The 12,622-nt window shown below is 74.8% G+C and carries 9 protein-coding genes; 7 read left to right on the top strand and 2 right to left on the bottom strand.

The features are described from left to right. Positions 1 to 170 precede the first annotated feature (170 nt). The 4 genes from ABT026_RS07830 (at position 171) to ABT026_RS07845 (ending at position 5,109) form a co-directional block, all read left to right on the top strand. On the top strand, positions 171 to 1,493 hold the full coding sequence (locus ABT026_RS07830; RefSeq protein WP_108952140.1) for a beta-ketoacyl-[acyl-carrier-protein] synthase family protein: 1,323 nt from the start codon (positions 171 to 173) through the stop codon (positions 1,491 to 1,493). Further along, on the top strand, positions 1,490 to 2,704 hold the full coding sequence (locus ABT026_RS07835) for a ketosynthase chain-length factor (RefSeq protein ID WP_351113209.1): 1,215 nt from the start codon (positions 1,490 to 1,492) through the stop codon (positions 2,702 to 2,704). Before ABT026_RS07830 ends, ABT026_RS07835 begins: the two co-directional genes overlap by 4 nt. Positions 2,705 to 2,885: 181 nt before the next feature. Beyond that, positions 2,886 to 3,155, top strand: a complete 270-nt coding sequence (locus ABT026_RS07840; protein WP_108952142.1) for an acyl carrier protein — start codon at positions 2,886 to 2,888, stop codon at positions 3,153 to 3,155. 172 nt (positions 3,156 to 3,327) lie between these two features. Further along, complete coding sequence (locus ABT026_RS07845; protein WP_351113210.1) at positions 3,328 to 5,109, top strand: acyltransferase domain-containing protein; 1,782 nt, start codon at positions 3,328 to 3,330, stop codon at positions 5,107 to 5,109. Positions 5,110 to 5,162: 53 nt separating this feature from the next. Here the strand turns inward: ABT026_RS07845 and ABT026_RS07850 are convergent, their stop codons facing one another. After that, a complete protein-coding gene (locus tag ABT026_RS07850) occupies positions 5,163 to 5,795 on the bottom strand; it encodes a hypothetical protein (protein ID WP_351113211.1) in 633 nt (210 codons plus the stop codon). Between the two features lie 261 nt (positions 5,796 to 6,056). Between ABT026_RS07850 and ligA the strand changes: the two genes are divergently transcribed. Next, positions 6,057 to 8,135, top strand: a complete 2,079-nt coding sequence (gene ligA, locus ABT026_RS07855) for an NAD-dependent DNA ligase LigA (RefSeq protein WP_351113213.1) — start codon at positions 6,057 to 6,059, stop codon at positions 8,133 to 8,135. A 1,180-nt stretch (positions 8,136 to 9,315) separates the two neighbouring features. After that, positions 9,316 to 10,536, top strand: a complete 1,221-nt coding sequence (locus tag ABT026_RS07860) for an SfnB family sulfur acquisition oxidoreductase (RefSeq protein ID WP_351113214.1) — start codon at positions 9,316 to 9,318, stop codon at positions 10,534 to 10,536. A gap of 115 nt (positions 10,537 to 10,651) precedes the next feature. Here the strand turns inward: ABT026_RS07860 and ABT026_RS07865 are convergent, their stop codons facing one another. Continuing rightward, entirely contained in the window at positions 10,652 to 11,191 is a 540-nt protein-coding gene (locus ABT026_RS07865) for a flavoprotein (RefSeq protein WP_351113215.1), read from the bottom strand. A gap of 126 nt (positions 11,192 to 11,317) precedes the next feature. Between ABT026_RS07865 and ABT026_RS07870 the strand changes: the two genes are divergently transcribed. Continuing rightward, on the top strand, positions 11,318 to 12,490 hold the full coding sequence (locus ABT026_RS07870; RefSeq protein ID WP_351113335.1) for a helix-turn-helix domain-containing protein: 1,173 nt from the start codon (positions 11,318 to 11,320) through the stop codon (positions 12,488 to 12,490). The last annotated feature ends 132 nt before the right edge of the window (positions 12,491 to 12,622 follow it).

Genomic DNA, 12,622 nt, shown 5'->3' on the forward strand with positions numbered 1-12,622 from the left:
GGACGTTCCATGGCTCCACCGGACACCGGCGGCCCGTCACGAACGGGCCGCCGCCGGCAGGCCGGCCGAGGGGGTTCACACCCCCGGACCCCCTCCGGCCCGCCGAACAGCACCACGACAACCCCGACAGCCCGACAGCACGGACGAAGGGATCGACAGTGACCCCCACAGTGCCAGCCGGCCGGAGCGCGGCCGCGCACCCGGCTTCGTCGAAGGCCAGGCAGACCACGCGCAGAGTCGTCATCACCGGCCTGGGCGTCGTCGCGCCGGGCGGGGTCGGTGTCAAGGCGTACTGGGACCTGCTCACCGCGGGCCGCACGGCCACCCGCAGGATCTCCTTCTACGACCCCTCACCGTTCCGCTCCCAGGTCGCCGCCGAGGCGGACTTCGACCCGCTCCTGGCGGGCCTGTCCCAGCAGGAGACCCGCAGACTCGACCGGGCCGCGCAGTTCGCGGTCGTCTCCACCCGCGAGGCGCTCGCCGACAGCGGACTGGAGATCGCCTCCCTCGACCCGGGCCGCGTCGGCACCGCGGTGGGCAGCGCGGTCGGCTGCACCACCAGCCTGGAGCGCGAGTACGCCGTCGTCAGCGACAGCGGCCGCAAGTGGAACGTCGACCACGAGTACGCGGTGCCCGAGCTGTACCGGCACTTCGTGCCCAGCTCCATCGCCGCCGAGGTCGGCAGGGCCGCCGGGGCGGAGGGACCGGCCGCGGTCGTCTCCACCGGCTGCACCTCCGGACTCGACTCGCTCGGCCACGCGGTGGAACTCATCCGCGAGGGATCGGCCGACGTGATGATCGCCGGCGCGACCGAGGCCCCGATCTCCCCGATCACCTCGGCCTGCTTCGACGCCATCCTGGCCACCACCCCGCGCAACGACACCCCGGAGAGCGCCTGCCGGCCCTTCGACCGCACCCGCAGCGGCCTCGTCCTGGGCGAGGGCGCCGCCATCCTGGTCCTGGAGGAGCTGGAGAGCGCCAAGCGGCGCGGCGCGCACATCTACGCCGAGATCGCCGGCTTCGCCTCCCGCTGCAACGCCTACCACATGACCGGACTCAAGCCCGAGGGCATCGAGATGGCCGAGGCCATCGACGCCGCCCTCGCCGAGTCCCGCCTCGCGCCGGACACCGTCGACTACGTCAACGCGCACGGCTCGGGCACCAAGATGAACGACCGGCACGAGACCGGCGCCTTCAAGCGCAGCCTCGGGGAGCACGCGTACCGCACCCCGGTCAGCTCCATCAAATCGATGATCGGCCACTCGCTCGGCGCCATCGGCTCCCTGGAGATCGCCGCCTGCGCCCTGGCGATGGAGCACGGCGTCCTGCCGCCCACCGCCAACCTGCACGAGCCCGACCCGGACCTCGACCTCGACTACATCCCGCTCACCGCCCGCGAGAAGAGGGCCGACGTGGTGCTCAGCGTGGGCAGCGGCTTCGGCGGGTTCCAGAGCGCCATGGTGCTGGCCCGTCCGGACAGGAGGACCGCATGACCACCGCAGTGGTGACCGGCCTGGGGATCACCGCCCCCAACGGCCTGGGTACCGAGGACTACTGGAAGGCCACCCTGGCCGGCGAGTCGGGCCTCGGGCCCGTCACCCGCTTCGACGCCGCCCAGTACCCCTCGACCGTCGCGGGGGAGGTTCCCGGCTTCGTCGCCGAGGAGCACATCCCCAGCCGGCTGATGCCGCAGACCGACCACATGACCCGGCTCGCGCTCGCCGCGGCCGACTGGGCCCTCACCGACGCGGGCCTGGACGTCGGGGAGTTCCCCGAGTACGGCATCGGCGTGGTCACCTCCGCGTCCGGCGGCGCCGTCGAGTTCGGCCAGCGCGAGCTCCAGAACCTGTGGAGCAAGGGCAAGGAGTACGTCAGCGCCTACCAGTCCTTCGCCTGGTTCTACGCGGTCAACACCGGCCAGATCTCCATCCGGCACAAGCTCCGCGGCCCCAGCGGCGTCCTCCTCACCGAGCAGGCCGGCGGCATCGACGCCATCGGCCACGCCCGTCGCCACATCCGCAAGGGCTTCTCCGCCGTCGTCGCCGGCGGGGTCGACGCCGCCCTGTGCCCCTGGGGCTGGGTGCCGCAGATCGCCTCCGGCCTGATGAGCACGGTCGGCGACCCGGCCCGCGCCTTCCTCCCGTTCTCCGCCGACGCCGCCGGATACGTGCCCGGCGAGGGCGGCGCGATCCTGGTCGTCGAGGACGCCGGCTCGGCAGGCGCCCGCGACGCGGGGAACGTCTACGGCGAGGTCGCCGGCTACGCCGCAACCCTCGACCCGGCGCCCGGCACCGGACGCCCGCCCGGCCTGCGCCGGGCCGCCGAGAACGCCCTCGCCGACGCGGGCATCACCGCCGCCGACGTCGACGTCGTCTTCGCGGACGCCTCCGGCGTCCCGGAGCTCGACCGGGCCGAGGCCCAGGCGCTGACCGAACTGTTCGGCCCGCGCGGCGTCCCGGTCACCGCCCCCAAGACCATGACGGGCCGACTGCTCGCCGGGGGCGCCGCCCTCGACGCGGCGACCGCCCTCCTCGCCCTGCGCGACGGCGTCGTCCCGCCCACCGTCAACGTGGCGGGACCGGCTCCCGAGCACACCATCGACCTGGTCACCGAGGCGCGTGAGGCCGACCTGCGCACCGCGCTCGTCCTCGCCCGGGGCCACGGCGGCTTCAACGCCGCGCTCGTCCTGCGCCGCGCCGGCTGACCCGGAGCGTCCAGGACCCCGCCCGCGGCAGACCGCCGCGGTCCGGAACCGGCGCCCCGGGCGCCGGGGGCACGCACGGCCCGCCTGTGGCCGCGCGTGCCCGGGGCGGCTCCGTGCTCCTCGCGCCCGCCCTTTTCGTCCCGCACCACCACCGCGCCCAACCGAGAGGACGGCACCAGCCATGACCACCACCACCGCCACCGTGACCCTGGCCGACCTGACCCGCATGCTCCGCGAGAGCGCCGGCGAGGAGGAGGGCGTCGACCTCGACGGCGACGTCATCGACACGCCCTTCATGGACCTCGGCTACGACTCCCTGGCCCTGCTCCAGGTCATCGGCGAGATCCAGCGCGACTACGGGATCAGCATCCCCGACGACGCGGTGGTCGACGCGGAGACCCCGCGCGCGCTCCTCGCCCTCATCAACGCCGGCTCGGCCACCGCCGCCTGAGCCGGACACCGCGCGGCCGCCCCGCCCCCGTACTCCCCCGGCGGGGGCGGGGCGGCCGCTTTTCCGCACGACGTTGCGTCGCACGAGTTCTCCGCACGACTTCGCGCACGAGCTTTCCGCACCGCGACCACGGGCACACGCGGCCGGATCCGCGCTCCACTAGGAGGCACCCATGTCACTCACGTCCCAGAGCGCCGTCGTGCGCCGACTGATCGTCAGGCCCGGCCCGGCCCCGCGGGGGACAGCCCCCGTGACGGCGTCCGCCACCGCCGTCTCCGCCGTGCTGCGCGCCTTCGGCCGTTCCCCCGAGGACCTGCCGGCCCGCACCGTGGTCGTCGTCGGCGCCGCCACGGTCGACCCCGCGCTGGGCGCCGAGCACGAGGGCTTCGCCGTGCGGACCACCACCGCGCCCGGCGCCGCCCTGCGCCGCGCGCACCACGAACTCCACGAGGGCTCCGCCGACCTCGTCCTGGTCGCCGGCTTCGGTGAACCCGACGCCCAGACCATCACCGTGTACGCCGTCAAGCGCGCCGCCGAGGCGGTGGCCGACGCGGACTCCGTGCTTGGCGTCCTGGACGTGCGCGCCCCGCGCGGCGCCGACACGGCCCCGCCGCTGCGCCCGCTGCCGCCCGAGCCGCGCGGCTCCGACCCCGACCGCCACCGGCTGGTCCTGTGGTCCGGCCGCACCGCCGACGAGGAGGCCCGAGTACGCGGCGAACTGCTGACCGCGCTCGAGCACATGGACCGCCGGGCCTTCCCCGCCCTCCCCGCGGCGCTGCCCTGCGGCGCCCCGGCCGGAGCGGTGCGCGGCGCCGCCGTCGCGGTGTCCGCGCTCGCCGCCCCCACCGTCCGGCGGGCCCGCGCCGCCGACGCCGCCCGGCCCCGCCCCGTCGCCCTGCTCTTCCCCGGCCAGGGCTCCCAGCACGCCGGCATGGCCGCCGGCCTCTACCGCCGCGAGCCCGTCTTCACCGCGGCCGTCGACGCCGCCCTGTCCCACATGGGGGAGGAGGGCGCCCGGATCCGCGCCGACTGGCTCGACCCGAGGAACGCGGCGATCGACATCGACGACGTGCGCCGCGCCCAGCCGCTGCTGTTCGCGGTCGACTACGCGCTCGGCCGCATGATCCTCGGCTGGGGCGTGAAGCCCGTCGCCTTCCTCGGCCACAGCGCCGGCGAGCTGGTGGCCGCGACCTTCGCCGGGGTGGTCGGTCTGCCCGACGCGGTCGCGATGGTCATGGCGCGGGTCAGGGAGGCCGTGAAGATCCCGGCGGGCGGCATGCTCGCCGTCGCCGCGAGCGAGGAGCGGCTGCGGCCCTACCTGGTCGACGGGGTGGCGATCGCCGCGGTCAACGCCAACCAGCAGGTCATGCTGGCCGGCGCGAGCGAGCCGCTGGCCGGCGTCGCGGCCCGCCTGAAGGCCGACGGCCTCACCGCCGTGACCGTCCCCGCCACCAGCCCCTTCCACTCCCCGGCGATGGCGCCCGCCTCCGACGCCGTCGAGGCCGACTACCGCTCGCTGCCACTGCGCGAGCCGCGGGCGGCGCTGTACTCCGGCTACACCGGCGGCCCGATGAGCCCCGACGACGCCCGCGACCCGCGGTTCTGGGCCCGCCAGATCACCGACACCGTCCACTTCCGCGACGCGCTGGACGACCTGCTCGCCGCCGACGACGTCCTGCTGGTCGAGGCCGGCCCCCGCCAGACCCTCACCGCCTTCGCCCGCCGCCACCGCTCGGTGCGGCTCGGCGCCGGGGCGGTCACCCCGCTGCTGCCGTCCCGCGCCGGCACGGCGGAGGCCGACCGCCAGTCGGTGCTGGGGGCGGCGGCCCGGATCTGGACCGAGGGACACGACCTCGACCTCGACGCCGTGTCCCGCCTGTGGACCTGGAACGAGGGGACCCCGCCGGCCGCCCCCGCCCCTTCACCGGCCCGTGCGGAGGCCCTGAGCGCGTGAGGGTCATGAGGGCGTGAGGGCGTGAGCGTTCGGTCCCGGGCGCTCACGGCAGGTCACCCGGGCGGCCGGGAGCCGTCCGGGTCCGGCCGCGTGCCGAAAGGCGCCGCGTACAGGAGGATCTGCCAGGCGAGCACGAGCGTGCTCAGCGCCTCGACGGCTGAGACGGCCAGCAGCGCGGCCTCCCGGTCACCGTCCACCCAGAACAGCACGAGGCCGCCCAGCGGGACGAGGCAGAAGGCGCTCAGGTCGACCACGCACTGGATCAGCTTCCGGGACCCCCGGCGGGCGTCCGTGCGGTGGGCGCTCTCCCAGCCGAAGAGCTCCGTCCCGGCCGCCGCCGTCACGTGCGGGCCGCCCGCCGCCGGCGGCGCTCCGAGGGCCGCCGCCAGGCGCGGGCCCAGGTCGGTGCGGATGTACCGGCCGATCGCGGAGATCTTCTCGTCGTTGACGAGGTAGGTCCACCCGAGGATCACGCACACCGGCGGCAGCGAGAGCAGCAGGACCACCGACTTCGCCTGTGCCGCGGCGGCGATGACGGCGGTGACCGCGGCCAGCGTCACGTACAGCAGGTTGTCCCGGAACCCGATCCTCGCCTTCTGCTCCTCCTTGATCACCTGGTACTCCGTGACCAGAAGGTGTGCCGGCCCCAGCCCGCCACCTGCCTGATCCTCTCGCCCCGATTCCATCGCGCCCCCCAGCCAACGGCAACAACTACGGTTTTTCACCGCCCAGTTCGCCCCACACTAGGCGAACGCCGGACGCCCTGAGGCTCGGCGCGATCGGGGCGCTCGTCGACCACGCCACCCAGGAGCCGGGGGAGGAGCGCACCCCCGTCCTGCTCATGGCGGACGACGTCGTGGCCGTGCCGTCCGTCGCTCCCGTCCGTCGCTCCCGGAAGCTGAACGGCGCGTTCCGGATTGTCGGACCCCTACGGAAGAGTGATCCCCATGACGACTTCTCCCGCCGTCGAGGCGCTGACCACCCCTGCCCAGTACGAGGCCGCGATCGCCCGCGTCCGCGCCGCCGCGCAGGCGTACTACGGCGGCGACGGCGACATCGCCGCCGAGAGTGTCATGGACGACGCGACGTACGACCGCGAGCTGCTGGCCGTCGCCGCCTACGAGGAGGCCCACCCCGGTCAGGCGGCCGCCGACTCGCCCACCCACCAGGTCGCGGCGGGGGCCGCCCCGGTCGGCGACGTCGCGCACACGGTGCCGATGCTCTCCCTGGACAACGCCTTCTCCGCCGAGCAGCTGACCGCCTGGGGCGAGAGCCTCCAGCGCAGACTGGGTCGCCCGGTCGAGGGCGGCTACACCGTGGAGCCCAAGCTCGACGGCGCGGCGATCGCCGCCCGCTACCGCGACGGGCGGCTGGTCCAGGTCGTCACCCGCGGCGACGGACGCTTCGGCGAGGACGTCAGCCACGTCATCGGCACCGTCGACGGGCTCCCGGAGCGGCTGGAGACCCCGGCCACCGTCGAGGTGCGCGGCGAAGTCCTCTTCACCCAGGCCCAGTTCGAGGAAGCCAATCGCATCCGCACGGAGCACGGCGCGAAGGTGTTCTCCAACCCGCGCAACGGCGCGGCCGGCACCCTGCGCGCCAAGGACCGGCCCTACCGGCTGTCCCTGACCTTCTGGGCGTACGGCGCCGTCGACCTGGACGGCGGAGCGTTCCTGCCCGCGGCGGCCCCGCACAGCGAGGTGCTGGCGCTGCTGTCGGCGGCGGGCGTGCGGACCACCCGCGACAACCCGGCCGCGCTGCGGTGCGTGCGCACGATCGAGGAGGCGCAGGCGCGCGTCGAGGAGATCCAGGCGATGCGGCCGACCCTGCCGTTCGGCATCGACGGCGTCGTGGTCAAGGCCGACGACGTCGCCGAGCAGCGCGCGGCGGGCTTCGGCTCCCGCTTCCCCTACTGGGCGATCGCCTACAAGCTCCCGGCGGTCGAGCGGACCACCCGGCTGCTGGACGTCGAGTGGAACGTGGGCCGCACCGGGGTGCTCGCCCCGCGGGCGCGGCTGGAGCCGGTGGAGCTCGACGGCACCACCGTCGAGTACGCCACGCTGCACAACCCGGCCGACATACGGCGGCGCGACCTGCACATCGGGGACACCGTCACCGTGTACAAGGCCGGCGACATCATTCCGCGCGTCCAGGCCGCCGTCGTCGGGCTGCGCCCGGCGGACGCCGTGGAGGTGCCGCTGCCCGAGGCGTGCCCGCACTGCGGCGGCGACATCGACCGGAGCCAGGAGCGGTGGCGGTGCGTGAAGGGCGCCGCCTGCCGCCTGCCCGCGCTGATCGCCTACGCGGCGCAGCGCGACTGCCTGGACATCGACGGCCTGGGCACCACGTACGTGAACGCGCTGGTCGCCTCCGGCGCGGTCGCCGACATCGCCGACCTGTACACGTTGGACCTGGAGACGCTTTCGGTCGCGGCCGGCAGCGAGAAGCGGGGCGCGAACCTGGTCGCGCAGCTCGAGGCCGCCCGGCTGAAGCCGCTCAGCCGCCAGGTGTGCGCGCTCGGCATCCGTAACACCGGGCGCCGCCTCTCGCAGCGGATCGCCGCCCACTTCCGCACCATGGACGCGATCCGCGCGGCGGACGCGGAGGCGATGCGTGAGGTCGAGGGCATCGGCCCGGAGAAGGCGCCGGGCATCGTCGCCGCCTTCGCCGAACTCGCGCCGGTGATCGACAAGATGATCGCCGCGGGAGCCACCATGACCGAACCGGTCGGCGAGGGCGCGGGCGAGGGCCCGCTCGTCGGCGAGGACGGCCGCCCGATGAAGGTGGTCGTCACCGGGAAGATGACCGGCCCGCTCGCGGAGCTCGGCCGCACCGCGATGAAGGACCTGATCGAGCGCGCGGGCGGAAAGTCCGGCGACGGCGTCACCGCGCAGACGGCGTACCTGGTGGCGGCGCCCACGGCGGGAGGCAAGCCGAGCAGCAAGGCCGTCAAGGCGGAGCAGCTGGGGGTGCGGGTCCTCACCCCCGAGGAGTTCGCCGAGCTCCTGGGCGACCTGCTGAGCTGAACCTCCGCCCGGGCAGGGGCCGGGGCTCCGGCTCCGGTTCGGCCCCGATCGGCCGGCCCTGGCCCTCGGCTCGGCCTCGGTCGGGCCGGCTCGGACCCCGCTTCCGGTTCGAGGCCCGGCTCGGGCCCCGGCTCCGGCTCGGGCCCCGGCTCCGGCTCCGGCTCGGGCCCCGGCTCCGGCTCGGGCTCCGGCTCGGGCTCGGGCTCGGGCCCCGGCCCCGGCTCCGGTTCAGCCCCGGTCGGGGGCCGGCCCGTTCCGGCTGAGGCCCGGCCCGATCGGCCCCAGCCCTCCGCTCCCACGACCCGCACCGCGTCCCGGCGTCCCCGCCGGCGCGGCGCGGGCCGTCGCGCGTCCACACCCGACCCGCTCCCAGCGCCGTCCCGCGCCGGTGACCGCCTGTTCCGGTCGGGCCCCGCCCCCGTGCCCGTCTCGCTCTGACGGGCCCGCGCGGTGACCGACGGGGTTGCCGGCCGGCCCTGCCTCCGCCCGCCGGACGGGTCGCCCCGCACCACCGCTCCCGCCCTCACTCCCGCTCTCGCTTCCGTCCCCGGACCGTTCCACCCCACCGCGGGGGAGTGCCGCCCACCCTCCGCAGCCCGATGGCGGCGTCAATTCCGCATGCTGGAGCAGTCGTTGACGGTGTGCGGGCTTCGTGCTTGCATCGGTGCATGCTGCGCCGGACGCTCACCTCCCGCCGCTGTGTCGACCTGGTCAGGGTCGCCGCGGCACTCTGTCGCACGTCCTGACGCAGCCGGCGCCCCGGCCTTTCCGCGCACCTGCGCACCCGGCCTCCACCGCGCCGCCAGGTCGCCCGGCCCGCGCGCTCCCCACCCTGTTCCTCGTCCTCCCCGGTAGGGCTCCCGTGTCCCGGTCGTAGCCGAGGACGTTCGGCCGGCATCCCCCCGTCGCCCGGCAGGAACGGGTGAACCGGATGGGGCCCTTCGTCGCACGGCCCGCCGACCGACGCGGGCAACTGCGGCCGTAGCGGCCGTCACCGCCCCCGCCGCCCGGCGGAGGGGACCTGGGACAGGAGCCGCGCACCGGCCGTGAGCGGTCTGCCGGGGATCGCCCCACACGTCCGTGCTCGACCCGGCACCCCCGCACCGCACCCCCCGCACCGCACCCCCCGCACCGCACCCCCACCCACGCCACCCGGCGTTCCCGACGGAAAGCAGAGACCATGACAGCCACCGTCCCGTACCTGTCCCCGCCCGCCCACGTGATCGCCGACGACGCGGAGGCCCTCGCCGTCGCGGCGGAGCTGGCCGAGCGGTTCCGGCCCGAGGCCGCCTACCGGGACGCCGAACGGCGACTGCCGGAGCAGGAGTTGGGCGAGCTCTCGGCGTCCGGCCTGCTGGGGGTGACCGTGCCGGCCGAGTACGGCGGCGCGGACGTGCGCCAGGAGACCCTCACCGAGGTCTTCCGCCTGCTCGCCTCCGCGGACGCCAGCCTGGCGCAGATCCCGCAGAGCCACTTCGTGTACGTCAACGTGCTGCGCCGGCACGGCACCGACGAGCAGCGGAAGTTCTTCTTCGGCGAGATCCTGGCCGGAGCCCGCCTGGGCAACGCCCAGTCCGAGGCGGGCACCCGGCACGTCCAGGACATCCGCACCCGGCTCGAACCCCTGGGTGACGGCTCCTTCCTCCTCACCGGGACCAAGGACTACTGCACGGGCGCCCTGTTCGCCGACTGGATCCCCGTGCTGGCCCGGGCCGAGGACGGCGAACCGCACGTCGCCTACGTGCCGCGGGACGCCGAAGGGGTGACCGTCGTCGACGACTGGGACGGCATGGGCCAGCGCACCACGGCCAGCGGCACCGTCCGGCTCGCGGCGGTGCGGGTGCCCGCCGACCGGATCCTGCCCCACCACCTCACCTTCCGCGGCCCGCAACTGCACGGTGCCGTAGCCCAGTTGCTGCACGCGGCGATCGACGCCGGGATCGCGGACGGCGCCCTCGGCGAGGCGGTGGCGTTCGTGCGGACCAAGTCCCGCCCGTGGTTCGAGGGCGTGGAGGCCGGCTACCCCGAGGCCTTCGACGACCCGCTGCTGATCCAGCGCTTCGGCGAGCTCGCCGTCCAGGTGAGAGCGGCCGAGGCGCTGCTGAGCTCGGCGTCCCGCGCCGTCGACGCGGCCCGCGCGGACCTGACCGACGACACCGCGGCCGAGGCGTCCATCGCCGTGGCCGCCGCGAAGGTGACCGCCGGGAAGGCGGCCGTGGAGGTGGCCGACGCCCTCTTCGAGGTCTCCGGCACCCGCTCCGCCCTCGCCTCCCACCGCCTCGACCGCTACTGGCGCGACGCCCGCACCCACACCCTGCACGACCCCGCCCGCTGGAAGATCCAGCACATCGGCCGCCACACCCTCCACGGCACCCGCCCACCCCGCCACGGCCTGCTCTGACCGGGCGCCAACCGTCCCCCGGGGGCCGTCCGGCCGCTCCTGCATGTGCGTCGCGGGCTCCGGCGGCACACTCTCACCCCTGCTCGACCTCGCTCGAGCAGGGGCCCCTCATCAACTAGGGCGAGTCGGGGCAGGACACCCGCTCGGCTGCCGAGAGCGCGACGTGCCACGGGTACGGGCGGCGTTCGCCCGGGGGGTTCGGCCGGAAGCCGCCGTCGCCGTACAGCACCGTCACACCCATGCCTCGCAGCTCGGCGACGCTGCGGTCCAGGGCCCGGTGCCGGGCGTACGCCGCGTTCACGCACGGCATGGTGACGAGCGGGACTCCCTTGCCGATGCCTTCGGCGCAGAACCCCACCACGAAGGCGGCCGTGAGGCCCAGCGCCCAGCTGTTCAAGCTGTTGAAGGTGGCCGGTGCGAACAGGACGACGTCCGCCCGCGGCCACACGTCGGGAGCCCCCGGCGCCTTGTACTCGGAACGCACCGGATGCCCCGTCAGTAGCTCCAGCTCGCCGATCTGCGGCTCCAGCCAGCGCGCGGCCGCAGGCGTCAGGCCAAGGCACACGTCGAACCCTCGTCGCTGCGCCTCCTGGATGACCGGGACGATGTCCAGGACAGGCGGGGCAGCGGACCCGAACAGGTAGAGAGTCTTCACGCCGTCATCCCACCGCGCCCGGCGCCGGACACGCAACCGCTAACGAACAGCCGAAGATCAGGGGAGTTCACGCTCCGGCGCGGCGCAGGTAAGTTCCGGATGACGAGACAGGAACTGGAGACCTGTATGCCCTCTCTGGACGACGACCACACGGGTGCCCGCATCCGGCGGTACCGGAAGCTGGCCCGACTCACCCAGCGGGAGCTGGCCGCCCGCATCCCCTACTCCTACAGCCTGATCAACCAGGTCGAGTGCGGTGCCCGCCCGGCGTCGGCCGACCTGGTGACCGCCGTGGCCGCGGCCCTGCGCGTCGACGTCTCCACGCTCACAGGGGCCGCCGCGGCCGAACTTCTGCTGTCCCGCCGGGCAGCGCTCCTGCGTCCGGTCCGCGAGGCGCTTGCACTGTTCGACATCGCCCCGGATCCGGTCCAGCCGGTCCGGCCTGTCCTCGCCCTGTCGGCCGACGCCGACCACGTGTGCTGGCAGGTGCGCGCCACCCGCCTCCGGGCTGCCGCTCAGGTCCTGCCCGAGCTGATCGCGGACCTGACCCATCTCGTCCTCACCGCCCCCACGACCGAGGCGTGGCGGGCCCTGGCCTCCACCTACCGGACCGCGCACGACATCGCACTGAAGTGGCGATACAGGGACCTGGCCGCCCTCGCACTGGACCGGATGGGCTGGGCCGCAGATCGGGCCAACGACCCCTGCCTGGCCGCAATCCGGAACTACAAGCGGGCTCTCGGCTGGCAGGGCTCCCCACTCGGCCTCCGGCTCGTCGAGGCGGGGCACCAGATCCTGAAGGGCCACTCCTCACGGGAGGCCCTGGCCGTGGCGGGACAGGTACATCTCGGCGGGTCCGCGGTCGCCGCCCGAGCAGGTGACGCGGCCGGGGTCGAACGACACATCGGAGCAGCCCACGAGCTCGCCGCCCGGGTAGGGGGCGAGGCCCGCGAGATCCACTGGCTGTCCTTCGGGCACCTCAACGTGCAGCTGCACGCACTTGGCGCCGCCATCACCATGTGCCAGTGGGACGATGCGCTGCAGCAGGCCCGCACCGTGAAGCTGCCCCCGTCCACCCTCACCTCGCGCCGCGCCCGCTACCTCGTCGACCGTGCCCTGGTCGAGATGGAGACCGGCCTGGGCGAGACCTCGCTCCGCCACCTCGCCGAAGCCAGGCACGTAGCCCCCGAACAGACCCGCTACCACCCGCGAACCCGGGAGACGGTAAGGGGTCTGCTGCACACCACGCGACGGCCGACCGAAGAACTGAGCCGTATGGCCGCGTGGGTGGTGGTGTGACGCTCACAGGTCTGTGAGCGTTCCGACGGTGCTGCCGCGCCATGCTGCTGATCCCGATCAGCAGCGACGGAGGGCCCGTCATGACGCATTCTGCGCAGCCCCGCGCATCCCACGCCCATGTTCCCTGGACGG

This window comes from Streptomyces sp. NPDC002734, assembly GCF_040295685.1.
GTDB lineage: Bacteria > Actinomycetota > Actinomycetes > Streptomycetales > Streptomycetaceae > Streptomyces.